The sequence below is a fragment of the Streptomyces sp. NPDC053426 genome (assembly GCF_055585405.1).
This window is the reverse complement of sequence record NZ_JBVJKE010000016.1, coordinates 29,665-55,452: the sequence shown is the minus strand read 5'-3', so window position 1 is coordinate 55,452 and position 25,788 is coordinate 29,665. Positions and strand designations below refer to the sequence as shown.

At 74.1% G+C, this 25,788-nt stretch carries 19 protein-coding genes; 10 read left to right on the top strand and 9 right to left on the bottom strand.

Translation table 11 applies throughout. The features are described 5' to 3' along the window. The first annotated feature begins 28 nt into the window (after positions 1–28). Both ACZ62B_RS28840 and ACZ62B_RS28835 read left to right on the top strand, forming a co-directional pair. The gene (locus ACZ62B_RS28840; protein WP_469692638.1) at positions 29–2,077 is read left to right on the top strand and encodes a DUF4139 domain-containing protein; all 2,049 of its coding nucleotides are present in this window, start codon (positions 29–31) and stop codon (positions 2,075–2,077) included. A 6-nt stretch (positions 2,078–2,083) separates the two neighbouring features. Continuing rightward, complete coding sequence (locus ACZ62B_RS28835) at positions 2,084–3,643, top strand: DUF4139 domain-containing protein (protein ID WP_469692636.1); 1,560 nt, start codon at positions 2,084–2,086, stop codon at positions 3,641–3,643. A gap of 88 nt (positions 3,644–3,731) precedes the next feature. On the opposite strand, the gene ACZ62B_RS28830 is transcribed toward ACZ62B_RS28835, so the two are convergent. Then, a complete protein-coding gene (locus tag ACZ62B_RS28830) occupies positions 3,732–5,246 on the bottom strand; it encodes an MFS transporter (RefSeq protein WP_344562786.1) in 1,515 nt (504 codons plus the stop codon). Between the two features lie 241 nt (positions 5,247–5,487). Between ACZ62B_RS28830 and ACZ62B_RS28825 the strand changes: the two genes are divergently transcribed. From ACZ62B_RS28825 to ACZ62B_RS28810, 4 genes are all read left to right on the top strand, one after another. Next, positions 5,488–6,375 carry a hypothetical protein gene (locus ACZ62B_RS28825; protein ID WP_468880568.1) on the top strand — a complete coding sequence of 296 codons (888 nt, stop codon included), beginning with the start codon at positions 5,488–5,490 and terminating at the stop codon, positions 6,373–6,375. A gap of 144 nt (positions 6,376–6,519) precedes the next feature. Further along, a complete protein-coding gene (locus ACZ62B_RS28820; protein WP_468722815.1) occupies positions 6,520–7,491 on the top strand; it encodes a lipase family alpha/beta hydrolase in 972 nt (323 codons plus the stop codon). A gap of 138 nt (positions 7,492–7,629) precedes the next feature. After that, complete coding sequence (locus ACZ62B_RS28815; protein ID WP_344562378.1) at positions 7,630–8,517, top strand: AurF N-oxygenase family protein; 888 nt, start codon at positions 7,630–7,632, stop codon at positions 8,515–8,517. A 47-nt stretch (positions 8,518–8,564) separates the two neighbouring features. Beyond that, positions 8,565–10,088, top strand: a complete 1,524-nt coding sequence (locus ACZ62B_RS28810) for an FAD-dependent oxidoreductase (protein WP_344562379.1) — start codon at positions 8,565–8,567, stop codon at positions 10,086–10,088. 395 nt (positions 10,089–10,483) lie between these two features. On the opposite strand, the gene ACZ62B_RS28805 is transcribed toward ACZ62B_RS28810, so the two are convergent. Then, a complete protein-coding gene (locus ACZ62B_RS28805; protein WP_344562380.1) occupies positions 10,484–11,464 on the bottom strand; it encodes a GlxA family transcriptional regulator in 981 nt (326 codons plus the stop codon). A 126-nt stretch (positions 11,465–11,590) separates the two neighbouring features. On the opposite strand from ACZ62B_RS28805, the gene ACZ62B_RS28800 reads away from it, so the two are divergent. Continuing rightward, positions 11,591–12,553, top strand: coding sequence for an NADP-dependent oxidoreductase (locus ACZ62B_RS28800; RefSeq protein WP_468887039.1), 963 nt, complete (start codon positions 11,591–11,593; stop codon positions 12,551–12,553). 139 nt (positions 12,554–12,692) lie between these two features. Then, positions 12,693–13,784, top strand: coding sequence for a DUF475 domain-containing protein (locus ACZ62B_RS28795; RefSeq protein WP_468880576.1), 1,092 nt, complete (start codon positions 12,693–12,695; stop codon positions 13,782–13,784). Positions 13,785–13,789: 5 nt separating this feature from the next. On the opposite strand, the gene ACZ62B_RS28790 is transcribed toward ACZ62B_RS28795, so the two are convergent. Both ACZ62B_RS28790 and ACZ62B_RS28785 read right to left on the bottom strand, forming a co-directional pair. After that, the gene (locus tag ACZ62B_RS28790; RefSeq protein ID WP_468880578.1) at positions 13,790–14,278 is read right to left on the bottom strand and encodes a hypothetical protein; all 489 of its coding nucleotides are present in this window, start codon (positions 14,276–14,278) and stop codon (positions 13,790–13,792) included. 96 nt (positions 14,279–14,374) lie between these two features. Next, positions 14,375–14,761 (bottom strand): MerR family transcriptional regulator, encoded by a 387-nt coding sequence (locus tag ACZ62B_RS28785; protein WP_344562386.1) that lies wholly within the window; start codon positions 14,759–14,761, stop codon positions 14,375–14,377. Positions 14,762–14,876: 115 nt separating this feature from the next. Here ACZ62B_RS28785 and ACZ62B_RS28780 point away from each other — a divergent pair, with 115 nt between their 5' ends. Together ACZ62B_RS28780 and ACZ62B_RS28775 are read left to right on the top strand one after the other, a co-directional pair. Continuing rightward, the gene (locus tag ACZ62B_RS28780) at positions 14,877–15,950 is read left to right on the top strand and encodes an alkene reductase (protein WP_468722823.1); all 1,074 of its coding nucleotides are present in this window, start codon (positions 14,877–14,879) and stop codon (positions 15,948–15,950) included. 54 nt (positions 15,951–16,004) lie between these two features. After that, positions 16,005–16,514, top strand: a complete 510-nt coding sequence (locus ACZ62B_RS28775; RefSeq protein WP_469692632.1) for a hypothetical protein — start codon at positions 16,005–16,007, stop codon at positions 16,512–16,514. A 724-nt stretch (positions 16,515–17,238) separates the two neighbouring features. Here the strand turns inward: ACZ62B_RS28775 and ACZ62B_RS28770 are convergent. The 5 genes from ACZ62B_RS28770 to ACZ62B_RS28750 form a co-directional block, all read right to left on the bottom strand. After that, positions 17,239–18,084 (bottom strand): ABC transporter ATP-binding protein, encoded by an 846-nt coding sequence (locus tag ACZ62B_RS28770; RefSeq protein ID WP_344562392.1) that lies wholly within the window; start codon positions 18,082–18,084, stop codon positions 17,239–17,241. Between the two features lie 141 nt (positions 18,085–18,225). Continuing rightward, positions 18,226–19,194, bottom strand: a complete 969-nt coding sequence (locus ACZ62B_RS28765; RefSeq protein WP_469692630.1) for a TIGR01777 family oxidoreductase — start codon at positions 19,192–19,194, stop codon at positions 18,226–18,228. Between the two features lie 119 nt (positions 19,195–19,313). After that, complete coding sequence (locus tag ACZ62B_RS28760) at positions 19,314–21,065, bottom strand: hypothetical protein (protein ID WP_469692628.1); 1,752 nt, start codon at positions 21,063–21,065, stop codon at positions 19,314–19,316. Then, entirely contained in the window at positions 21,062–24,598 is a 3,537-nt protein-coding gene (locus ACZ62B_RS28755; RefSeq protein ID WP_468722831.1) for a vWA domain-containing protein, read from the bottom strand. The genes ACZ62B_RS28760 and ACZ62B_RS28755 overlap by 4 nt, the downstream gene beginning before the upstream one ends. 5 nt (positions 24,599–24,603) lie before the next feature. Then, complete coding sequence (locus ACZ62B_RS28750; protein ID WP_344562788.1) at positions 24,604–25,773, bottom strand: ATP-binding protein; 1,170 nt, start codon at positions 25,771–25,773, stop codon at positions 24,604–24,606. Positions 25,774–25,788: the final 15 nt, after the last annotated feature.

Sequence of the window (25,788 nt, the reverse complement as noted above, 5' to 3'; positions counted from 1 at the left end):
GCACGGAAACGGCTGGGTGGGGGAGCACATGACGGCTGGAACGGCCCCGAGGTGGGCATCGACTCTCGATTCGGTGGTGGTGTACGCGCAGGGCGCGCTCTGCCGCCGCCTAACCCGGGGCACGGTGCCGGCGGGCGGACGCGTGCGGGTGGCGGGACTGCCCCGCTCGCTGGACCCGGGTTCGTTGCGGGCCCGCGTCGTCGGAGCGTCCGGGGTACGTGTCACCGAGGCCCGGGTGGAGGTGGAGGCCGAACTCCTCGATGCGGAACCGTCCGACGGGTTGCGGCGTGAGGAGAAGCGGCTGCGCGACGAGTGGGCGGCGGCGCGGGACCGCCGGGACCGGCAGCTGGGTCTGATCGAGGAGGTCGGGGCGCTCCGTCCCGTGCCGCCGGCCCACAGGCGGGACGACCCGCATCGCCGCACCCCGGTCGACGCGTGGCTGGAGCTCTCCGAGTTCGTCGACGAGCGCCTGACCGGGCTGCACGGCGGGCTCCGTGAGCTGGAGGAGGAGCTGCGCCGGGTCGAGCACGAGCTCACGGTCGCCGTGGACAGGCTCTCCCGTGCCTCCACCGACGCGCCCTCGGCACCGGTGGCCGGCTCGATGTGCGCGGTTTTGACGCTGGACAACACGGACGGCACGGGCGACGCGGAGGTGGAACTGGAGGTGGAGTACGGGGTGCCCGGCGCCGTCTGGGTGCCCGCCTACCGGCTCACCCATCGGGAGGGCGAGAGCGACGGATCCCTGGTGCTGCGGGCCTCGGTCGCCCAGCGCACGGGTGAGGACTGGACCGGTGTGCGCATCGCCCTGGCCACCGCCGATCTGCGCCGTCGCACCGACCTGCCCCGGCTCCGCTCGGTCCGCGTCGGACGCAGTCAGTCCGCCCCCGCGCCTTCGGGCTGGCGTGAGCACCCGGCGGGGCTGACCGATCTCTTCACCGGTTACGACACGGCGGGCCCCCGCCCCGACACGAGGTCGGCGCCCGATGCCGTGGCCGGTGCCGCGTCCGGTCCCGTCCCCCCACCGCCGCCCGCCCCGCTCCCGGAGGGCGCCTCCCGGCCCGCCTTCGGCGGCGCCGTGGCGCAGGTCCCGGCCCGGCCGGGCGGGAGGCCACGTACCGGCGCGCGATCCGCCGCGCCCGGCGCCGCCCCGGCTGCTCCCGCGGCCTTCGGGGCGGCTCCGCCACCGCCCGCCGCGTCCGCGGCCCCCGCCACGTCCGCGCCGCCGGTGCCCGTGGCCGGTCCGCCTCGGCCGGACGGCGCCGAACTCGACTACTCCGCGCTCGTCCTGTGCGGCCCGGACGAGCCGGGCGGCCGCCGAGGCAGGCTGTTCCCCGGCTCCGGCCTCGACCCGGTGACCGCCGAGTACCGCCGCCGCGCCGAGACGGTGGGCGCGCTGCCCCTTCCCGGGTACGCCGTGCGGCCCCGCGAGTCGGCGGGTTCCTTCGACCACCGGTTCGATGCCGCGGCCCCCGCCGACATCCCCTCGGACGGCACCTGGCACACCGTCACCGTCGGCGAGATCCCGGTCGGCCTGCGCACCGAGTACATCTGCGTTCCGTCCGTGGAGCAGACCGTGTACACGACGCTGGTGCTCTCCAACGCCACCGACCAGGCCCTGCTGGCCGGTCCGGTGGAGGTCACCGTGAACGAGGAGTTCCTGCTGACCGCCGCGCTGCCCACGCTCGCCCCGGGCGGTGTGTCCCGGGTGGGACTCGGACCGGCCGAGGCCATCGGGGTCACCCGCCGGGTGAATCTGCACGAGTCGACCGCGGGGCTGCGCAACAACGTCACGGTGCTCGACCACCGCGTCCACGTGGAGCTGGCCAACCGGCTTCCGGTGCCCGTCTCCGTGGAGGTGCGCGAGCGCGTGCCCGTCACCTCCGACGCGGACGTCCGGATCGAGGAACGAGCCGACTGGACGGAGCCCGAGGGCGGCACCGGCCCGGAGCGCCACGCGCCGGGCACACGCCTGTGGCGGATCGAACTACCCGCCGGCGGCACCACCGCTCTCGACGGCGGTTACGAAATCCGGATCCCGGCCGGCAAGGCCCTTACCGGCGGCAACCGCAGGAGCTGACCCAGCATGTCTACGTCATCGGAGCTCATCCCCCTCCCCGTCACCGCCGTCACCTGTACGGAGGACCGCGCTCACGTCGAGCGTGCGACCGTGCTCGATCTGAAGGCCGGCACGCAGCGACTGCGTCTCGGACCGGTCAGCGCGCTGGCCGTGGACCGTACCCTCCACGCCGAGCTGACCGCCGGCCACCCGGCGACCGTGCTCGACGCGCGGATCGTCCGCAGCTGGACGCCGCGCGGGCCGGGGCCCGCCGACGATGACTCCGCGCTGCGCCGGCGTGTGACGGCCCTGGAAGAGAAGCGGACGGACCTGGAGCAGCGGCGTGACCGGCTGCGCGCCCGCCTCGACCTGCTCGGCCGTCTCGCCACCGATCTGCTGCGGGAGATCGGCGAGGGCGCCGGTCACGGGGAGACGGAAAGGGACCGCTGGGCCCGGGAACTGGACCGGGTGGACGGCGAACGCGACTCCCACGGCGAGCGGCTGCGCTCCGTGGAGGCCGAGTTGTCCGCCGTCACCGCCGAACTGTCCGAGACCCGGCGGGCCTTGGACCTCTCCGAGACGGAGCCGGCCGAGCTGGTCGGTCACATCGAGCTGACCGTGCGCGCCCCGGCCGCCGGGCGGGCCGGGCTGCGGCTGAGCCATCTCACGCCGTGCGCGGTGTGGCGGCCCGCCTACCGGGCCGTGCTCGACGGGGATTCCCTCACGCTGGACACGGACGCGATCGTCTGGCAGCGCACCGGCGAGGACTGGTCGGGCGTACGGCTGACCCTGTCGACGGCCCGTTCCGCGGGGGCCGCGGAACCGCCCCGGCTCGGCGAGGACCGGCTGACGCTCCAGGAGCGTTCCGCCGCGGAGCGCCGCACCGTCCACGTCGACCTGCGCGAGGAGGAGGTCGCGGACCTCGGTCCCGCCCCCGTGCTCGGGCTGCCGGGCGTGGACGACGGCGGGGAGGTGCGCGTGCTCCACTCCCCCGCACCGGTCTCCGTGCCGGCCGACGGCCGCGCCCACCGGGTGCCGCTCTCCTCGTTCACCTCGCCCGCGAGGAGTGAGTACGCCAGTTCGCCCGAGCTGTCGCCCCTGGTCACCCAGGTGGTGCGGTGCGACAACCGGTCCGGCCACGCCCTGCTCGCCGGGCCTGTCGACCTGGTCCGCGGCAGTGGGTTCAGCGGACGCGGCACCCTGGACTTCACCGCCCCCGGTGCCCCCGTCGAGCTCGCCTTCGGCAGCCGGGACGACCACCGGGTGCTGCGGCACACCGAGGAGACCCGCGAGACCGCCGGGATCACCCAGCGGACCGTCCTCACCCGGACCGTCCGCCTGCACCTCTCCAGGTTCTCCGCCCCCGGCGAGCACGACGACAGGACGGTCGTCGTCCGGGAGCGCGTCCCGGTCTCCGAGGTCTCGGCGGTGGAGGTACGCCTGCGTCGGGACGACTGCTCCCCCGCGCCCGACGCGGTCGACGCGGACGGCATCGTCCGCTGGGACGTCCCGCTGGCCCCGGGCGGCCGACGCACCGTCACCCTTGTCTACGAGGTCTCGGCGAGCAGCAAGGTCACCGGCCTGTGACCCCTGAGGAGGCACCCGCTGTCACGTCCGTGTGTCCGACGACGTCCGTCCGGTGAGCCCGGCGGTCCCGCCGGGCGTGCCCGCGCCGTCAGAACTTCGGTGTCGGTGCCTGTGCCCGCACCAGCTCCGCCGCCTCCTGTTCGGTCTGCACCGAGGGCGGTGAACCCTCGAGCGGCTGCTGGGCCGTCTCCTTCATGCAGGCCACCGCGATGACACCGACCAGGGCCGCGGCCATCGAGTAGTACGCCGGCATCATGTCCGAGCCGGTCGCGCCGATGAGGGCCGTGATGACCAGCGGTGTCGTGCCGCCGAACAGCGAGGCCGACAGGTTGTAGCCGACCGACAGGGAGCCGTAGCGCACCGGCGTCGGGAACATGGCCGGCAGCGCCGCCGACATGGTGCCGAGCAGGCAGACCAGTGACAGGCCGAGCATCAGCATGCCGGCCGAGACGGCGAGCAGGCTGCCCTGCTGCACCAGCAGGAACGCCGGGGCGGACAGGACGAAGAAGCCGAGCATGCCGGTCATCAGCAACGGCTTGCGGCCGAACCGGTCGTTCAGCCGGCCCACCTGGTTGATGATCAGCATCAGCACCACCATGGTGGCCACCAGGATCAGCAGACCGTGGCTCTCGCTGTAGTGCAGCTCGTCCGACAGGTACGTCGGCATGTACGACAGCAGCATGTAGTCGGTGACGTTGTACGCGCCGACCAGCGCGATGCACAGCACCAGCGTCGGCCAGTACTGCCGGAAGATCTTGGCGAGGTCGCCGTGGGCAGTGGTCTCCACCGCGTTCGCGGCCTCGGTGATGTGGACGTTGCCCTGCTCCAGCTTCAGATACGCCGGTGTGTCGTCCAGCTTCAGCCGCAGGTAGATGCCGACGATGCCCAGCGGCCCGGCGACCAGGAACGGGATGCGCCAGCCCCAGGCGTCCATCGTGTCGGTGCCGAGCCAGGCGGTGAGGGCCGTGACCAGGCCCGCCGCGCCGGTGTACCCGGCCAGCGTGCCCAGTTCGAGGAAGCTGCCGAAGTAGCCGCGCCGTTTGTCCGGGGCGTACTCCGCGATGAAGGTGGAGGCACCGCCGTACTCGCCGCCGGTGGAGAAGCCTTGGAGCAGCCGGAAGAGGATCAGCAGCAGCGGTGACCAGAAGCCGACGGCCGCGTAGGTCGGCAGCATGCCGATGGCGGCGGTGCCGATCGCCATCAGGATCATCGTCAGCGCGAGGACCTTCTTGCGGCCGACCTTGTCGCCCATCGGCCCGAAGACCATGCCGCCGAGCGGGCGCACCAGGAAGGCGACGGCGAAGGTGGCGAAGGACGACAGCAGCTGCGCGGTGTCGCTCCCGGAGGGGAAGAAGACGCGGCCGATGGTGCCGGCCAGATACGCGTAGATGCCGAAGTCGAACCACTCCATGGCGTTGCCGAGCGAGGCGGCCTTCACCGCTCGCTTGACCGCTCGCTCGTCCGTCACCGTGATGTCCGACCGGCGCAGTGGCGGGTTCCGCCGTCGGCGGACGGCACGGAAGAGGGCGGGGTGACGCCTGACCGCCTCGGAAGGGGGCGTGGGCTCGCTGTCGATGGGGGACGTGGCCGGGTTCCTTTCCAGGTCATGCCGTTGCAAACGGAACGTACCAGCGTCGTCGGGATGACGCCGGGAAGCGCGCTCGGAATCGCTTCTTCCCGGTGATCCCCCGAATACGCGGGTGCGAAGGCGGGCCGGTTCTCACCCGTGTGCCTCCGCTGCGCTGGTCGCCCGGGCGGACCGGTGGTGCGGTGGGAGGACAAGGGCGGAAAGCGCCCGGGGCAGGCCGGCACCGGGGCGCTCGTCCCATCCTCAGGAGGCACTCGTGACCACCCCTCGCCCGATCGTCTGCTCGTCCCGTGTCCTGGCCGCCGTACTGGCCACCGGGACCCTGCTCACCACGGCGGCCTGTTCCAGCGCGGACAACAGCGCGTCGGCCGGGTCGGAGACCGCCGGCGCGGCCGTCGAGCGGGCCCTCGCGGCGCAGACCGAGTCCCCCACGTCCACGCCGACGTCCACGCCTACGTCCCCGACCTCGTCGCCGACGTCGTCGCCCGCCTCGGAGCTCACCGAGACCGGCGCGCGGAACGCGCTGATCACCGAGGCGGACCTCGAGGGCGACTGGACGCAGGCCGAGAACCCGCAGGAGTGGCGGGACTCCCTGCTCGTCGGGCAGGTCGACGTGGCCGCGTTCCTCGAGGGGAGGAGCGACGCCTCGGACTGCCAGCAGCTGGTCGACTCGCTGTACGACGAGACCCTGTTGGGCCGCCCGTCCGGGGCGTCGGCGCTCAACGGGTTCCAGGAGGGTGACTCCCGGCTGCTCTACCAGGTCGCCGCGTACCAGAAGTCCGACCTCGACGAGTCGATGAAGTGGCTGCGGTCGCTTCCCGACACCTGCGACCAGTTCACCGTGAGCGGCGGTGACAGCGGTGACCGCACCGTCCAGGTCGTCGAGCTGCCCCTGCCCGAGGAGGGCGACGCACGGCAGGGACTGACCGTGACGATGAAGGGCGACAGCGGGGGTGATCCCGTGACCCTCACCCTGGACGTGGCCGTCGTCCAGATCGGCGCGAACGCGATCACGGTCACCAACGGCGGGCTCGCCGGCGCCGACCACGACACCACCTCGACCGCCGTCGAGCAGGGCACACCGCGGCTTCAGGCAGTCCTCGCCGGCCGCACACCGACGCCCACTCCCAGCGGAGTCGAGTGACCGCGGGACCGGAGGCGGGACCGGGCGCGTGGAGATGACCGTGGGGGCGGCCTGTTCACTCGTCCGGTCCCTCTGACGGTGCTGGGCCACTTGGCCGCATGCAGTGTCGTGACAGCAGTCGTTCCCCTCGAAGAGAGAGCTGTCATGAGGTTCATACGGCACGTCTCCGCCCGGCGGTCGCTCCCCCTGGCCGTCCTCGTCCCCGCCGCGGCCCTGATGGCCGCCGGCCCGTCCCCGGCGTCCGAGAGCGGCGGGAGTGCCGGCTCCGGCGCGGGCACCAGGCCGACCGTCGTGCTGGTGCACGGCGCCTGGGCGGACGACTCGGGCTGGGACGAGGTCATCCGGAGCCTGCGGGCGGAGGGGTATCCGGTGGTCGCCACCGCGAACCCGCTACGCGGCCTCACCGGCGACTCCGCCTACCTGGCCGCCCGGCTGAAGACGATCGAGGGCCCGGTCGTCCTCGTCGGCCACTCCTACGGCGGAGCCGTCATCACCAACGCGGCGGCCGGCAACCCGAACGTCAAGTCCCTCGTCTACATCGCGGCGTTCGCGCCGGACAAGGGCGAGACGGCCCTGGAGCTGGCCGCCAAGTACCCCGGCAGCCGTCTGACGGACGACCCCGACGCCCCTCTCCCCACCGCCCTGGCCGCGATTCCGCTCGGCGGTGGCCCGGCCGACGTCGACACGTACATCAAGCCGGACAAGTTCAGTGACGTCTTCCTGAGCGACCGGCTGGAGGCGGGCCGGTCCGCCGCGCTGGCCGCCAGGCAGCGCCCCGCACACGTGGCGACCAGCGCCGAGGCGACCCGGGCGGTCGCCTGGAAGACGATCCCGTCCTGGTATCTCGTCGCCACCGACGACCGCACCATCGGCACGGACAACCTGCGCTTCATGGCCGAACGGGCCGGCTCGACCACCGTCGAGGTCGACGCCCCGCACGCGGTGTTGGAGACCGACCCGGACGACGTGACCGACCTGGTCCTGCGGGCGGCGCACGGCTCTCGTCCCGCCCTCGCCGCGACCGGCGCGAGCGACGGGGTCGCGGCCCTCGGCGGCGTGGCGGTCCTGGCCGTCGCCGGTGGCACGGCCCTCGTGGTCCGGTCCCGCCGCGCCTGACCCGGGGCCGGTGTTCCGGCTGCGGCCCTTCGCTACTTGGGGGTAGGAACACGACTCCTCTTGCTATACAGTTCGTCAGCAAGGCGGGATGGTTACCCGCGGTAATACTGATCGGACTCGATGCGAGGAGCCCTCGGCATGGGGAACAGGACCTCCGACGACGGCGCGGCCCGGCGGCTGCTGGACTCGTCCGCGCAGCTCTCCTACGACCCGCTCACCGAGGTCGACTGGGACACGCCGCTCGACACGGACTTCCACGGCGCCAGCCCGGAGTGGAGCACGCTCTACGGAACGGCGTACTGGGACGAGCTGACCGACGCGCAGCGCAAGGAACTGACGCGCCAGGAGGCGGCGTCCGTCGCCAGCACCGGCATCTGGTTCGAGATGATCCTGCAGCAGATGGTGCTGCGGGACATCTACGCCAAGGACCCGACGGACGACACCGTCCAGTGGGCGCTCACCGAGATAGCCGACGAGTGCCGGCACTCGATCATGTTCGCCCGCGGGGCGAAGAAGCTCCGGGCGCCGGCCTACCGGCCGCACCGGGTCGCGCTGGAACTCGGCCGGCTCTTCAAGACCGTCGCCTTCGGTGAGGCCGCGTACGCGGCGATCCTGGTCGCCGAGGAGGTCCTCGACGTCATGCAGCGCGACTGGATGCGCGACGAGCGGGTCGTGCCCTTCGTCCGCACCATCAACAACATCCATGTCGTCGAGGAATCCCGGCACATGAAGTTCGCCCGCGACGAGACACGCAGGCACCTCGCGCGTGCCGGACGGCTGCGCCGCCGGATCCACGCCCTGCTGATCGCCGTCGCGGCCTACGTCATCGTCACCAGCATGGTGAACCGGAAGGTCTACGCGAACGCCGGCCTGGACGAGGCACGCGCCCTGCGTGAGGCGAAGGCCAACGAGCACCACAAGTCGATGATGCGGGCGAGCTGTTCGGGCCTGATGGAGTTCCTGGCCTCGGTGGGACTGCTCACCCGGCCCGCGCTCCACTTCTACAAGCGCGCCCACCTCGTCTGACGACCCTCATCCTGCACCTGCCCCGGCCTTCAGCGGAGTGGACGACCATGGCCTTCGCGATCACCCAGACCTGCTGCAACGACGCCACCTGTGTGTCCGTCTGCCCGGTCAACTGCATTCACCCCACGCCCGAGGAACGGGCCTTCGGCAGCACCGAGATGCTGCACATCGACCCGAAGAGCTGCATCGACTGCGGTGCCTGCGCCGACGCCTGCCCGGTGGACGCCGTCCTCCCGCTCGACCGGCTGACCGGCGGGCAGCGGGAGTACGCGCGGATCAACGCGGCCTACTTCGAGCGGGACCTCCCCGAGGAGACGGAGCCGCCGGCGCGTTCGGGGCCGAACTTCCACGCCTGGGGCGAGCCGTCCTTCGACCGGGTGCTGCCCTCGGACTTCGGGCCGCTGCGGGTCGCGATCGTCGGCACCGGCCCGGCCGGCATGTACGCCGCCAAGGACCTGCTGCTGCACACCCGGGCCGAGGTGACGCTCGTCGACCGGCTTCCGGCCGCCGGCGGGCTCGTCCGGTACGGCGTGGCACCGGACCACCCGGCCACCAAGAAGGTGGGCGAGTCCTTCGCCCGCTTCCTCACCCATCCGCGCGCGCGGACCTACCTGGGCCTCGACGTGGGCACCCACGTCACCGCGGAGGAACTCGCCGCCCACCACGACGCGGTGATCTACGCGGTGGGTGCCGCCACGGACCGGCGGCTGGGCGTTCCGGGCGAGGACCGGCCGGGCAGCGTCTCCGCGACCACCTTCGTCGCCTGGTACAACGCGCATCCGGAGGTCGCCGCGGACGCCGTCGGCCTGTCGTCCGAGCGGGTCGTCGTGGTCGGCAACGGCAACGTCGCCCTCGACGTCGCGCGGATCCTGGTCTCCGACCCGAAGACGCTGGCCGGTACCGGGATCGCCGACCACGCACTGGCGGAACTGCGCCGCAGCAAGGTGCGCGAGGTGGTGCTGCTCGGACGCCGCGGTCCGGAGCACGCGGCGTACACCAGACCGGAGTTGCTCGCCCTGAAGCACCTTCCCGGGGTGGATCTGCTCATCGACGACCACGATCCGCGCATCGGTGCGGCGATCGACGCCGCCGGCCCAAAGGACAAGGCGGCGGTGCTGCGGGGGGTGACCCGGGAGGCCGTCGACTGGTCCCTGTCGCCGGGTACGGCGGGACGGCGGCGTATCGTGTTCCGCTTCCTCTCCTCCCCCGTGGCGGTGTGCGGGGGCGAGGACACGCGTGCCGTGCGGGTCACCGGCGGCACCGCAGGGCTGGAGATCCCGGCCGGCCTGGCGCTGAGGGCGGTCGGCTACCGCGGGGTGGCCCCGGCGGGGCTGCCGTTCGACGAGGCCACCGGGACCGTGCCGCACGAGCGCGGCCGGGTGACCGGCAGGCCCGGGACGTACGTCGTCGGCTGGATCAAGCGCGGTCCTTCGGGGGGCATCGGCGCCAACCGCGCCTGCGCGGCCGAGACCGTCGGCTCGCTGCTGGCCGACGCGGTGGCGGGCGCACTGCCCGCACCGGCCGGCGGGCCGAATGCGTTCCGCCGCCTCGTACGCCGTCGGCGCCGCTGACTCCCGCACGGCGCGGTCACTCCACGCAGCCCTCGTCCCGAACGTGGGCGTCAGCACGGTCGTCGGCGGCGTCGTTGAAGCTCACCTCCTGGCCGGGGCGGGACAGATCGTCATGTCCCCGCCCACGGACGGCCCTTGGGCGGCGTCCTCGAGCACCTGCGCACGGTCCTCGACGCCCGCACCCGAGATGCCGTGGCCGGCCCGGGAGGAGTCTCGGCCTCTCCGGCAGAGCCGTACAGCCGGCCAGGGCGGTCGACGGACGGCGGCGAGCGGCCTCCTGGTCGAACTCGTCGGACTTGTCCCGACTCCCGGTCCGGAAAGTGGCCGCCGCCGTGAAGCGCGCGTCGCGGACACGGTCCGCCGCGCGGGAAGTGCGGGGCGTCGCTCGATGGCGTTCATCCCGTCGCTGTCAGGTCCGGGGCGTTGTGGGCACGGCGGTAGGCCAGCGGGGACAGGCCGAGGTGGGTGGAGAAGTGCTTGCGCAGGGCGACGGCGTCGCCGAAGCCGCTCGCCGTGGCCACGCGCGCGACGGTCAGATCGGTGGACTCCAGCAGCCGGCGCGCATGGTTCAGCCGGCACTGCAGCAGCCACTGGAGGGGGCTGGTGCCCACCTCGTTGCGGAACCGCCGGGTGAAGGTGCGTACGCTCATGTGCGCGTGCCGGGCCAGGTCCTCCAACGTGAGGGGTTCGGCCAGCCGGTTCAGGGCCCACTGCCGGGTGGCCGAGGTGGAACGGTCGGCGTCCTCCGGCACCGGGTGCTCGATGAACTGCGCCTGCCCGCCCTCGCGCCACGGCGCGACCACGCACCGGCGCGCCGCCGCGCCGGCCACCGCCGCTCCGTGGTCCCGGCGGATGAGGTGCAGGCACACGTCGATGCCGGCGGCGCCGCCCGCCGAGGTCAGGATGCGTCCGTTGTCGACGAACAGGACGTCCGGGTCGACCTCGACCCGGGGGAAGCGCCGCGCGAACGCGTCGCAGAGCACCCAGTGGGTGGTGGCCCGCAGGCCGTCCAGCAGTCCGGCCGCCGCGAGCAGGAACGCCGAGGTGCACAGGCTGACGACACGGGCGTGCGGACCGATCCGGGCGAACGCCCCGGCGACCTCCGCGGGCAGCTCACCGGTGGCGAGCAGATGTCTCCCGGGTTCCTGGGTGGCGATCACCACGGTGTCCACGCGCTCCAGGAGGGACTCGTCGTCGTCGACGACGATCCGGAAGCCCTCGTGGGTACGGACGGGCCGGCCGCCGAGCGAGCAGGTCGTCACGGAGTACAGCGGTGCGCCGAACGGATCGCACGCCGCGTCGAACACGCGCGCGGCGATCCCGAGGTCCATGGCGAGGACGCCTTCGAGGGCGAGAACGGCAATGCGATGCACCATGGCCGGAATGGTATGACAGGTGGCCCTCCGGCCACTCACTCCGTCCGGGGGTACGGGACGAGGCTGGTGGTCACCGGGCCCGGCCCGGTCTTCGCACACGCGGAACGGACAGGAAACGAGGAGAGCATGAGCGAGCGCACCATGCGTGCCGTCACCATCGGCGAGTTCGGCGGGCCGGAGGTGCTGACCGTCGGGCGGGTCGCGCGCCCCGAACCGCTGCCGACCGAGGTGCTGGTGCGGGTGCACGCCGCCGGGATCAACCCGGTGGACTGGAAGACCCGCGCGGGACAGGGCATGGCGGGACTGCAGACGCTGCCGCTGGTCCTCGGCTGGGACGTCTCCGGAGTCGTCGAGGAGGTCGGTTTCGGCGTCACCACGCTCGCGCCCGGTGACGAGGTGTACGCGATGCCCTGGTTCCCGCGCCCGGCCGGTGGTTACGCCGAGTACGTGACGGCGCCGTCGCGCCAGTTCGCGCGCAAGCCCACCTCGATCGGGCACCCCGAGGCCGCCGCCCTGCCCCTCGCGGCGCTCACCGCGTGGCACGCGCTGGTCGACACCGCGGGTGTCCGGGCCGGTCAGCGGGTACTGGTGCACGCCGCGGCCGGCGGTGTCGGGCACCTGGCGGTGCAGATGGCCAGGCATCTGGGCGCCGAAGTGGTCGCGACCGCCCGTGAGTCCCGGCACGCCTGGCTCAAGGAGCTGGGCGCCGACGAGACGATCGACTACACGCGGCAGCGGTTCGAGGACGTGGCCGGCGGGATCGATGTCGTCATCGACCTGATCGGTGGCCTCGACGCCACCGATGTGCGGTCGGTGGCGGTGACCCGGCCCGGCGGCCTGGTCGTCTCCGTCCCGGGCGGCGTCTCCCCGGTGCTCGCCGCCGCGGCCGGGCCGGCCGGGGTGCGCACCAGCCCGCTTCTGGTCGAGCCGGACGGCGCGGCCCTGACCACCATCGCCGGTCTGGTCGACGCGGGAGCGATCCGGGTCGAGGTCGAGCACGTGTTCGCGCTGGAGCAGGCCGCCGAGGCACACCGCCGGGGCGAGACCAACCGCACCCGCGGCAAGCTCGTACTGGACGTCACGCGGTGACCCGCCCGCGGTCGACGGGCCGTCGGCGCGGTGTCGGCCGCTCTCGCGCGGCACCGGCGTAGTAGACATCCCTGAGAGGGGCACTGGAACGGGGCCCGTCGTCCGGCGACGAGCGCGCCGAGAGAGTGGGGAGTGCCGCGTGCTGCTGAAGACGTTCCGCTGGGCCTTCGCCGTCACGGGCCTCGGCCTGGCCGCCGGGGTGCTCTACGACGGCTGGACGGCTCTGGGGCTGGTCGCCGTCCTCGCCGTTCTGGAGGTGTCGCTGTCCTTCGACAACGCGGTGATCAACGCCGGCATCCTCGAGAAGCTCAACGCCTTCTGGCAGAAGATCTTCCTCACCGTCGGCATCCTGATCGCCGTCTTCGGCATGCGGCTGCTCTTCCCCGTCGTCATCGTCGCCGTCAGCGCGCGGCTCGCGCCGGCCGAGGCCGTCCACCTCGCGCTCACCGACAAGGACCGCTACCAGGAACTCGTCACCGACGCGCACCCGTCGATCGCCGCGTTCGGCGGGATGTTCCTGTTGATGATCTTCCTCGACTTCGTCCTGGAGGACCGCGAGGTCAAGTGGCTCGGCCCGGTCGAACGGCCGTTGGCCAGGCTCGGCCGGATCGACATGCTGTCGGTCTGCGTCGCCCTCGGGGTCCTCCTCGTCACCGCCATGACGTTCGCCGCCCACGCCCACCAGCACGGCGGCGAGCACGCCGACAAGGCCCAGACGGTTCTCTTCTCGGGCGTCGCGGGACTGATCACCTATCTGGTCGTGGGCGGGCTCTCCGGCTTCTTCGAGAGCAGGCTGGCCGCCGAGGAGGCCGGGGAGGACACCGGGCGACGGACCGAGGAGGCCGGGGCGGGGCGGCCGGCGGTCGCCCTGGCGGGCAGAGCCGCCTTCTTCACCTTCCTCTACCTGGAGGTCCTGGACGCGTCCTTCTCCTTCGACGGCGTCATCGGCGCGTTCGCCATCACCAACGACATCGTGCTGATGGCGCTCGGCCTCGGCATCGGCGCCATGTACGTCCGGTCCCTGACCGTGTACCTGGTCCGCCAGGGCACCCTCGACGACTACATCTACCTCGAACACGGCGCCCACTACGCGATCGGTGCGCTCGCCCTCGTCCTGCTCGTCAGCATCCAGTACGAGATCAACGACATCGTCACCGGCCTCATCGGCGTCACGCTCATCAGCGCGTCGTTCCACTCCTCCGTCCGCCACAACCGCGCCGCTCGCCGGTGAACTCCTCACCACGTCAGCGTCAGTGAACCGCCGGCCGGCAGTGTGTGCCAGCGGTCGGCGTACTCGTCGAACCGGGACACGATCCGGTCGACCACCGGGGGAATCCCGCCCGCCGTCACATACGCCGGCAGCTGCCCCGCATGCCCGCGCCGCACCTCCCACACGGGTACGGCGATGCCCGCCAGGTGCTCCGACAGGGCCATGTCCGCCCGCGCCCGGGGGGACGACTTCACCGGCCTGGACTTGCGGCGCCGCGCGGCCTTGGCGCGTTCCGCGGGGTCGGCGGGCCAGAACAGGCCGTTGTCACCGGCGGCCAGCCGCCCGTAGACCCCGAGTCCGATGCCCGCCTCCGCCTCGACCAGGAAGTGCACCAGGTCGTGCGGCAGGTACGGGTGCCCGCCGGGCCCGTTGCGCGGGGCGAGCGCCGCCCCGGTCTCACGGTGCACCGCGATGTCGTAGCTCGTGCCGGGACCCTTGGTGAAAACGACGCGCATGGCCGCACGGTAGAGGACGGCCACCGCGGGACGCACCTCGTTTCCGTGCCGGACCGTGCGGCACGGCGAGGAGCGCCGGCTCGTCGGCCGCGGAGGTCACGCCCCGTCGGCGGCCGGCGCGGCGCGCAGGCCGTCCCGGTACTTCCTGGCCACGACCACCAGTCCGTCGAGCGTCTCACGGGTGCGCACGAGGTCGGCGATGTGCTCGGAGAGCCGGTCGCGCTCCTGGGCCATCCGCTCCAGCGCGGCGTCGGAGTTCTCCTCGCTGGGCGCGTCGGTACAGGGCAGCAGCTCGAGGATGGTGCGGCTGGACAGGCCCGCGGCGAACAACCGCTGGATGAACGCGACCCGCTCCACCGCGTCCTCCGTGTAGTGCCGCTGCCCGCTGGTGCTGCGGGTGCTGGCGAGCAGCCCCTGCTCCTCGTAGTAGCGCAGGGACCGGACGCTGACCCCTGACCGTGACGCGAGCTCCCCGATTCGCATGCCGCCCTCCCCGCCGAGCCCTTCGGCACCGGACTTGCCTCTCACATCAATGTGAGGTTTTAGCGTAACCGCCGAGCCCGAAACACGGGTTGCACGCATCGCAACGGAGTCTGCCGTGACACATCTTCTCGACAGTTATCAGCTCGGTGACCTGAGGCTGCCCAACCGGGTGGTGATGGCCCCGATGTCACGGGTCCGGGCCACCCCGGAGGGGCTGGCGACACCGTCGATGGCGACGTACTACGCACAGCGGGCGACGGCCGGACTGATCGTCTCCGAAGGGGTGCAGCCGAGCCTGGTCGGACAGTCGAACCCGGGCACGCCGGGACTGCACACCGACGAGCAGGTCGCCGCGTGGCGCCCGGTGACCGCCGCCGTGCACGCCAACGGCGGCCGGATCTTCGCCCAGCTCATGCACGGCGGGCGGGTGTCGCACCCCGACACCACCGGTATGCGGCCCGTCGGGCCGTCGGCCGTCCCGGCCGTCGGTGACGTGTTCACCCCGGCCGGGCCCAAGCCCGCGCCGATGCCGCGCGCCCTGGACACCGCCGAGGTGCCCGAGCACGCCCTGTCGTACGCCGAGGCCGCCCGCCGTGCCGTCGACGCCGGTTTCGACGGCGTGGAGCTGCACGGCGCCAACGGCTACCTGATCTCGCAGTTCCTCTCCTCGAACGCCAATGTGCGCACGGACCGTTACGGAGGCACTGTGGCCAACCGGATCCGGTTCGCCGTCGAGGCGGTGTCCGCGACCGTCGAGGCCGTCGGCGCGGCGAGGACCGGTATCCGGCTCTCCCCGGGCGGGACGTTCTGGGGTGTGGAGGAGACCGACGTCCCCGAGCTCTACGCCGCGCTGCTGGCCGAGTTGGCCCGGCTGGAGGTGGCCTACGTCCACATCGAGGCCACCGTCGGCGAAGAGGTGCTGGTCGGTCTGCGCCGGGCCTGGCCGGGGACCCTCGTGATGAACCCCGTGGTCCCGATGGGTCCGAAGCAGACCGGGCGGGACGAGGCCGACCACTGGCTCGGGCTGGGCGCCGACCTCATCAGCTTCGGCCGCGCCTTCATCGCCAACCCCGACCTGGTCGAGCGGCTGCGCGCCAACCTCCCGGTGGCGCCCGTCGACGAGGCCACCTACTACCAGGGGGGCGACGCGGGTTACCTGACGTACCCGGCCTACGCCCACACGGTCTGACGTCCGGACGGCCGGGTCCGCATCGGACCGCCCGGGAACGGGCAGATTCGAACCATGTCCATCGACGCGACGGATCCGCCCGGAGTGCAGGTGTGTTCCCTGAAGCGGGACACTCCGCAGCCGGTCCCGGCCAACAGCCCCTACACGGTCGTACGGTTCCCGTTCGGGTCCGCGGAGTCCACCGACCGGTTCTCCATGCACCAGGTGAACCAGCCGGACGGGTACGTGGTCACGGACTGGGACTCGGACGACCGGTCCGGGCTGATATGGCCCAGCACGACCGGCTGGGGCGTCCTGTACGCGATGATCCAGTGGGAGGCCGGGAACTACGACGAACTGCGGGACCAGTTCGTCCGGGACCCCCTCGGCCTCACCCCGGCGCCCGGCGACACCACGGGGACGGAGCACCGGCCGCCCAGTCCCGGCATGCAGTGCTGGACGAAGCAGTGGGGCATCTTCGTCGACCCGGCCGTCCCGCTCGCCTTACGGGTCACCCATGACGACGGTGTGGCGCGGAGCGTCGTCCTGGCGGAGTTCAAGCTCGTCGTCCACCGGTCCGCCTGACGGCTCGTCCGGTGGTCCACGGTCCTGAGCGGTTCAGGGACTGCGGGCGGTGCGGGTGGATCTCGTCGATGTCCAGGACGAGCGCCGGCCGGGGCGCCGGACCGACGACGGTGCCCGGCAGGTGCGGTTCCCGCGGCAGGAGGAGCAGGATGGACGGTCATCACGGCCGCGAAGGAGAACCGGAGGACGGCCGAGGCCAGGCACACGCTCCGAAGCAGGGCATCGTCGGCGACGCAACGCAGGCCCTCGTGAATCCGCCGCCAGACCCGAGGGAGGTGTTCCGCGCGCCCGGGGACCGATTCGGTCCGGCGGATCCGCCGGACCGACGGGAAGGACGGCGCGAAGAACGCCCGGTCGGTCGGCACCGGCGTTCGGCGTCAGGACGGCGAAGGGCGGCGGGACCACCGGACTCGCGTGTTCACCGGGTCGGGAGACGGTCCGGCCCGTCCAAAGTCCGCGGAAGCCGGTGTCCCGCCGCAGGCTCGACGGAACGGAGCGACCGGAATCGGATACGGCGCAGGAAGCGGCGGCACGGGGACCCTCGGGTTGCCGGCAACGATGACGGGCCGGACGGCCGACGGCGTCAACGCGCGCTCGGGAGACCGGCCGTGTCTCAGCTCCTCGTGGGTGCCTCGCTCGCCGGAGCCCCAGCCGTCGGCGACCGGCGCGAAAGGCGGCCTCACGCTCTTCTCGCACGCACGCGGCCCCGGGACCCGGGGCGGGGTCAGGGGGCCGGGTGCTCGGTCCGCCGTCGCGAGTACGCCGCCCAGCGCCCGTCGCGCCGGGTCACCGTGATGTCGCGGCCGTAGCAGGCCGTCACCCGTGCGTCGGTCAGCACCTCGGCGACGGGCCCCCGGGCGAGGATCCGGCCCTCCCGCAGCAGCAGGGCGTGGCCGACCGCCGGGGAGAGCTCCTCCAAGTGGTGGGTGACCGTCACGGTGGCCAGTCGCGGGCGTCCCTCGGCCAGTCGGTGGACGGCCTCGACGAGGTCTTCCCGGGACGGCAGGTCCAGCGCGTTGAACGGCTCGTCCAGGAGCAGCAGCGCCGGGTCGGCCATCAGCGCCCTGGCGATCAGGAGGCGGGCCCGCTGGCCGCCCGAGCACACTTCGTACGGCCGGTCGGTCAGCTCTTCGACGTCCAGTTCGGCCAGGAGCCTGTGGGCCCGCCGCCGGACCTCGTCGTCGTACATCCGCCACAGCGGCTGGACGGTACCGGTGTGCCCGGTCAGCACCACGGCGTGGGCGGTGAGTTCGCCGGGCACCCGCTGGGCAGCGGTGACATGCCCGACACGGGCGCGCAGATCGCGGACGTCCACCCGGCCCAGCCTGCTGCCGAGCACCTCGACACTGCCGGTCGTGGGGTGCATCAGGGCACCGAGCAGGCGCAGCAGGGTGGTCTTCCCGGCGCCGTTGGCCCCCAGGAGCGCCCAGTGCTCTCCGGGCCGGACGGTCCAGTCGATCCCGTCGAGGATCAGGCGGTCGGTCGTGTGGCGGCGCACGCGCACGTCCCGCAGGAGGACCACGGCCGCCCCCGGCCCGCCCTCCGTGTCCTCCACCGTCGCCCCGGCCATCCGGCAACTCCTCTCGCCCTCGGACGTCGTCACCCCCGACGACGGTAGATGCATGGGGCATGTTGTCGCCGGGCCGTCCGGATCGTGGATGCCGGGCCGGCCCGGCACCGAGGGCCGACCGGCGCGCATGGCACCGGCAGGTCAGCGCGGCGCGGCGCGCACCGGGCCGCTCGCGCCGCGTCGGCGCCGTGTCAGGTCGCGGGCCGCCTCCGGCCACGTCGGGTACGCGAATCCGAAGCCCGCCTCGAGCAGGCGGCCGGGGACGACCCGCCGGCTCTTGAGCAGGAGCTCCGTGTCCGAGCGCAGTACGAACGCGCCCACTTCGGCCATCCCCCGCGTCGCGGGCAGACCCAGCGGCACGTGCCACGCGGTGCGCAGGGCACGCATGAAGGCGCGCTGCGGCAGGGGACCGGGGGCGGCCAGGTTCACCGGGCCGGCGAGATCGTCCCGCTCGGCCAGGAACTCGACCGCGCGGACGAAGTCGTGGTCGTGGATCCACGACACGTACTGGGCGCCGCCCGCGACCGGTCCGCCGAGCCCGAGGCGGGCCATCCACGACAGGACGTCGAAGACGCCGCCCCGGTCGGGGCTCATCACCATGGCGGTGCGCAGGGCCACCTTGCGGGTGTGCGGGGTGGCCGCCCGTTCCTGTTCCCGCTCCCAGGCCCTGGCGATGTCGACGCTGTAGGACCAGTAGCCCGGCACGGTGGGCTCCGCTCCGCCGATCACGCCGGTGTCCTCGTCGTTGGGCGCGTCGAAACGGTGCGCGTAGACGGTGGCGGTGCTCATCTGGAGCCAGACCCGCGGAGGGTGCGCCGCGGCGCCGATCGCCTCGCCCACGACCCGGGTGGAGAGCACCCGCGAGTCCATCATGGCCCGGAGGTTGGCGGGGGTGTAGCGGCAGTTCACACTGCGGCCGGCCAGGTTGACCACGACATCACTGCCGTCGATCACCTCGGTCCACGGCCCCGGGGTCGCACCGTCCCAGTGGACCTCACCGGGCCCCGTCGGCCGTCTGGTCAGCACCACGACCTCGTGCCCGGCCGTGGTCAACGCGCGCTTCAGGACGGTGCCCACCTGTCCGGTCCCGCCGGGAATCACGATCTTCATCCAGCCCTCCCGCTCCGTGTGAGGGCAACCCTACCGTTGAGTTGAACACGTTCAAAAAACTCGGTTCCGGTGAGCTCCCGCTGCGGGGGAGCTCCGCCCCGTCCGAGGACCGTGCCGGCTCACGGGGTCCGGCCCGATGGGGAGACCTCGTTCACGGCGGCTCCCCAGGCGGCCGCGCACAGGGCTCGTTCGACCGCGTCGGTGTAGACGGCGGCGGCGAGCCAGGCCCGGGCGAAGCGGCCGGTGTCGGCCGGGAGCAGGCGGCCGAAGGTGTCGCGGGAGCGGTCCGCGGCGGCGGTGTGGAGGTCGTCGAGGAGGTCGCCCGCCGTGGCGAGGCCGAGACGGCGCAGCCGGGTGCCGTCGCCCGACCGGTTCCCGGCGAGGGCGAGGACACGGCGGCCTCCCGGCACCGCCTGGTGGACGCGGCGGCGCAGCAGGTGCAGCGGGGCCTCGTCCCCGGTGGACACGGTCCGCGCGGGTGGCGCGACCGCGCCGGTGGGCAGGTCCGCGTGCTGGAGGCGGTCCAGACCGAGGTCCACCCGGGCGCCGGGATCGGCGGGGTGCTCGACGGCGAGCAGCAGGGCGCGGGGACACGGCCCCGGTGCCAGGCGCGCGACGATCCGCAGCCGGCTGCCCCCGGCGGCGGCGAGCAGGCGGAGGTTGTCGCGGTGAGGGAGTGCGGGATCGTCGTGGGCGGCGGCCAGCCGCAGGGACAGGCCGGCGCAGTCGGCCAGCAGACAGTCGCCCGTCGTCTCCCGCACCGTGCCCTCGAGGGTCACCTCCAGGAACAGCAGGTCCTGCCCGCCGTCCAGCGCCCGGGCCACCTGTTCGGCGGCGGGTACGGCCCACAGCCGGTCCAGCGGCTCGGCGCGCCAGTCGGCGCCGGACGCGCGGACCGCCCGCACCCCCGCCCCCGCGCCGAGCCGGCCCGTCGGGGAGACGGTGGCCCCGGACACGGCGAGTCCCGCGCGCGACAGTTCCCGGTGGGTCAGGGTGGTGTCACCGATCCGTACGGCCCGGTCGGCGGCGCCGGTCGCCCGGGAGGGCCCGCCCGGTGCCACGTCCGAGACCGTGTACAGGCGTCCGTCGGCGTCGGCGGTCCAGGTGACCGCGCCCGCGTACCCGGTCGCGGTGAGGACGGGCTCGGAGAAGAGCCCGTACAGCCGCAGGGAGCCGTCCGGGCGGTACGGCTGCCGGACCGTGCCGCGCAGGTCGGCCAGGTCCGGGCCGGTGGCGTGCGGGAGGCGGTGGGTGACGCCCAGGACTCCGGCCAGCGTGCCGGCGAGGTCGGTGAGGCGGTGTCCGGGGTCGGCGGAGCGGGCCGCGCGCACCCCGGTCACCACGGAGACCGCCGCGGCCGAGGCCCGTGGGAGGCCGGCCAGGCGGGCGGTGTGCGCGGCGTGCAGGAGTTCGGCCTGGAGCACGGCGCCGGCGCCGTCGGTGCCGGCCTCCAGGACGGCTGCGGCCGCGTCGAACACCGCCCGTGCGGCGGCGTGTTGTTCGGGGGTGGCGGTGTCGGGCCCCGTCGGTGCCGTCTCCGTCCCTTCCCGCGTCTCCGTGGCCTCGGCGGGGGCCGGGGCCTCCTCGGCGACCGGTGCGGCCGAGGCCGCCGCCGCGCGGTGCAGGCAGTCGGGGGCCAGCAGGCATCCGCAGTGGATGGCGTCCGCGCCGGTCACCGTCCCGCCGGGCGCCCGCAGGACGACGTCGGTCTCGTCGTCGACGGCGATCCGCACGGTGTCGCCCTCCCGGACGACCGGGCGCGCCAGGAGCTTGGTCACGCCCGCGTCCAGCCGCTTGCGGAGCCGGGGCGAGAGCGCCGCGACGAGTTCGGCGGTGACGGACGGGACGACCGGAGGCAGGTCCGGGCTCATGCGATCTTCTCCCCTACCCAGCGGGCGAGTTCGAGCGGACTGAGGGCGGCGACGGGCATGCCGGCCGCGACCAGCTGACCGGCGACTCCCGTGGAGTAGCGGGGCCGGCCCGTGTCGTCGAGGCTCGCGCAGCCCAGGACGTGGCAGCCGGCTCCGACCAGTGCGCGGACCTCGGCGAGCAGACCGCCCAGCGGGTAGCCCTCCTCGAAGTCGCTGACGACCACGACGAGGGTGCGCGACGGTACGGTGACGAGCTCGCGCGCGTGCCGCAGTCCCGCGGCGATGTGGGTGCCGCCGCCCACGCTGACCTCCAGCAGCAGCGACAGCGGGTCGTCCACGTGTCCGGTGAGGTCGACGACCTCCGTGGAGAACGCCAGGAAGTGGGTGGAGAGGGTCGGCACCCCCGCCAGCACGGAGGCGGTCAGCGCGGCCCACACCGTGGACGCCTCCATGGACCCCGAGACGTCCGTGACCAGGATGAGCCGCCAGTCGGCGGCCCGGCGTGCCCGGGTACGGAACACCGGGTGCTCGGGGATCACCCGCACCGTGCCGTCCGGGGCGCGGCGCGCGGTCGCCAGGTTGGCCCGCAGGGTGCGGGGCAGGTCCAGTCCGCCGCCGGGCCGTCTGCTGGGGCGGGGCAGGGCGGTGCCGTGCAGGGCGGGGCGCAGACGGGTGGCGAGCTGCCGGGTCAGCGCGTCGACCAGCCGCCGTACGAGCGGGCGCAGAGCGGCCAGCCGGGCCTCGGGCAGTCCGCCCGCGTGCCGCAGGACGGTGCGCAGGAGGTCCACCGAGGGCCGCACGCTGTCCGCGTCCAGCTCGGCGAGGACGTCCCTGCGGCCCGACGCGGCGGCGGTCGCCAGCACTTCCTCCCGGATGCCGGGCCCGAACAGCGCGGCCAGTTCCTCGGACCACTCCCGCACTCCGGGGTACGGCGCCTGACGCCCCCCGCCGGCTCCCGGGCCCGTGAGGTCTCCCCGGCTGCCTTCGCCGCGTCCGCTGCCGTACAGCTCGTCCAGCGCGGTGGCGAGCGGTGACGCGGACGGCGGCAGCCGGTCGGCGCGGCGGCCGAGGAGGAGGCGCCAGCGGTCGGCGGGGGCGAGGGCATGTTCCTCGGCGGTCTCCGGGGCACCGCGCTCCGGGCGCTGTGGCGCGCCCTCCGCCGGGCCGCCGCCCGGTGGGGGCAGCAGGCCGAGCGACCGCAGGGCCTCGCGGGCCGCGAAGTCCGCTTCGGTCCAGGTGGCGAGGGCGGCCGGGTCGACGTCGTCCGTGTCGGCGACGTGCGTGGTGCCGAGGCGTTCCTCGACGGCCGTGAGGAGGCGGTCGCGGGCCGCGGGACTCAGGGTGTCGAAGCCGCCGCGCAGTGCGGGGAGCCGGTCGAGGAACGCCCGGTCGGGCAGCTCGGTCACCCGGGTGAGCAAGGGCTCCAGCGCGTTGGGCGCCGCCTCCAGCAGGGGGCCGGCGGCGGTCAGCAGTCCGCCGAGCCGGGCGGTGAGGGCGGCGCGGGAGTCGGGGTCGGTGGCCCCGTCGACCCAGGAGGCCACGCGGTCGCCGAAGGCTCGGGCGTCCTCGTGTCCGAGCAGGACGCGTACGGCCCCGGCGGCGCCGCGCATCAGCGGGGAGCCGGCGGCGGACAGGCGCTCCAGGGCGTCGGTGAGCCGGATGCCGCCCAGCGGGTCGGCGCGGTGGGAGAGTTCGAGCAGGGCGTGGGCGTCGGCGGGGTCCTCGGACCCGGTCAGTCCGTCGACCTGCCGCACCGCCGCCGCCGTGAGCAGTTCCGCGGCTTCGGCGGCCCGGGGCTCGCGGTCCGGCCCGGCGGGGAGACCGGGGACATGACCGGCCCGCAGCCGGTCGAGCAGGGCCAGTCCGGCGAGGAGTTCCGGCAGGGTGCCGGCCTGGGGCAGGACGTCGGCGACGTCGGCGAGCCGTTCGTCCGCGAGCCCGGCCAGGCCGCACTCCGCCGCCCGTTCGAGCCCTTGGAGGGCCTGTGCGGCGGTCGGTCCGCCCTCGTCGCGTTCCTGGCGGCGCCGTTCGCGCAGGACTCCTTCGGCGGCCTGCGCGGGGGTGACCCCGCGTACTCCGGCCGCGGTCAGCACGGCCGCCGTGGCGGGGGTCCAGCGCACCTCCCAGCGGGAGGTGAGGGCCTCGGCGCCGCCCGCGCCGACGACCTCCCTGGCCTCCCCGTAGGGCACGCCGCACACCGTCAGCCGGCGCAGCAGCAGTTCACGGCGCCGGTCGAGGTCGGACCGCAGCGGGTCGAGACGCAGGTCCCGCGCGGGGCCGGGGCCGCCCGCCTCCGGGCCGGGCAGGCCGAGCCGGGCCAGCTCGGCCTCGACCGCGGGGACGAGTCCGCTGCGCGGCGCCCCCGGGGCGGGACGCCCGGTGCGCGTGCCGACGAGCACGCGCTCCATCGCCCGTGCCACGGCCCGGCCGCGCCCGTACGGCTCGCCCTGCGCGAGCACCGTCTGGACCGCTTCGACCAGTTCGCCGCGGCCCGCCGCCGGCAGGCCCCGCAGCCGGGCGAGGTCCGAGGCGAGCCGGCTGATCTCCCGGGCGTCGGCCGGTCCCGAGGGGTGGCCGAGGCTCCTCAGTTCGGCGCAGACGCGTACGGCCGCCCGGGTCAGCGCCTCCTCCAGCGCGGCCGGGTCGCCCGCCGCGCGCAGGACCATGTCCTGCCACTCCGGGTCCCGGATGCCCGCCGGGTAGCCGGACCGCTCGTCGAGGAGGGCGTAGGTGTACGGGATCAGCGAGGTGTTCCACCCGGGCCGTCGCCCGTCCGCGGCCGTCGCGTCCTCCTCCCCCGCGTCCTGCCGTACGAGCGCCGGGGCGTGGAAGGCACCGACCACCACGGCGGCCCGTTCGCCGCCTGCGGTGGCCTCGGCCAGCCGGGCCCGCATCCAGCGTTCGCGCCGCAGGTCCAGCTCCGGTACGCCGCCCGAGGCGACCGCGTCCTCGCGCAGGGCCCACCCGGTGAGCAGGGCGGCCCGGCGCAGGGCCTCGGGCGGGGAGCCCGGGGCGGTCGCCTCGACGAGCCGGTCCCAGAGGTCGTCCCCGGGGCGGCCCGTCAGCCGGGTGCGCAGCGCGGTGGCGAGACCGGGTCCGCCGGCCCCCGTCCCCGTGGCCCGGCGTCCGTCGGTCCAGGCCCGGTCGGCGAGCGGCAGGTCGCAGGCGACCACCGGTACGCCGTGCCGGACGGCCCAGCGCACGGCGGCCAGTTCGGGCGAGAAGTCGGCGAACGGGTAGAACGCCGGTCCGCCGTCGCCGCCCTCGCCGGGGGCGGCGGCGAGCGCCACCGGGGCCCGGGTCTCCTCGTGCCCCAGCCAGGGCAGCCACTGCTGCGTCTCCGCGGGCAGCTCGACGAGCAGCACCTCCGGCTCCGCCTCGTCCAGCAGCGCGGGCACGGCGGCGGCCAGGGAGGGCGCGTGGTGCCGTACGCCGACGAGGTAGGGCGCCAACGGGCCGGTGAGGGCGGCGAGCGCCTCGTCGGGCGGGACGGGCGGGCCGTCCGGGGCGGCGGCCCCGTGGGAGAGGGACACGGCCGTCAGCCCTCCAGGACCGTACGCAGGTCCCACAGGGTGCGCCAGGTGGCGGAGCCCTGCTCGGCACGGCGCCGGACGGGACCGTCCCAGTAGCCGCGCAGCCGGGCGGCGTCGGCGGGGTCGTCCTTGCGGACCACGCCGAGCAGATGGCCGGGCAGCAGTCCGAGGACGTCGCGGTCGCCCGGGAAGTAGGCCGCCGCGAGGGCGAGCGCGCCGGCGACGGACACGGCCTCGGCGGTGCTCATCACCGTCGACGGCCGTTCCACCTCCCAGCCCTCCGCCGACCGGCCCTCACGCAGGTCACGGAACGCGGTGACCAGGGCCTCCAGCACGGCGTCGTCGACCTGGAACGGCGCCCCGGCGCGCTCCACGGACGCCCGCGCCTGGCCGCGCACCAGGGCGGTCTCCGCGTCGAGGTCGCCGATGGGGCCGACGGTCTCGAAGTTGAAGCGGCGCTTGAGGGCCGCGGACATCTCGGAGACGCCCTTGTCGCGGAGGTTGGCGGTGGCGATGAGGTTGAAGCCGGGTGCCGCGTGCGCCAGCGCGTCCTCGGTGCCGGCCAGTTCGGGTACGGCGATGCGCCGCTCGGAGAGCAACGACACCAGCGAGTCCTGCACTTCGGGCAGGCAGCGGGTGACCTCCTCGACGCGGGCGATGGCGCCCCGGGACATGGCGGTCAGGACGGGGGACGGCACGAGCGCCTGGCGGGTGGGGCCCTGCGCCAGCAGCAGCGCGTAGTTCCAGCCGTACTTGAGCTGGTCCTCGGTGGTGCCGGCGGTGCCCTGCACGACCAGGCCGCTGGTGCCGCACACGGCGGCGGAGAGCAGCTCCGACAGCATCGACTTGGCGGTGCCGGGCTCGCCGACGAGCAGCAGACCGCGCTCTCCGGCGAGGGTCACCACGCACCGCTCGACCAGTGCCCGGTCGCCGACGAACTTGTCCTCGATCACCAGGCGGTGCGGGACGCCGTCGGGTGCCCCGGCGTCGTCGGGGAGCTTCAGGGCCCGGCCCCCGCTGCCCATGACGAACGTGACGACCGCGCGCGGGCTGAGCCGCCAGGCGGGCGGGCGCGGCCCGTCGTCGTAGGCGGCGAGGAAGGCGAGTTCGGTGGCGTACCGGTCCTCGGGCGGAACGATCTGGCGGGCCGGGGAGGGGGACAGGGTGGTGGTCATCGGCGCGGGTTCTTC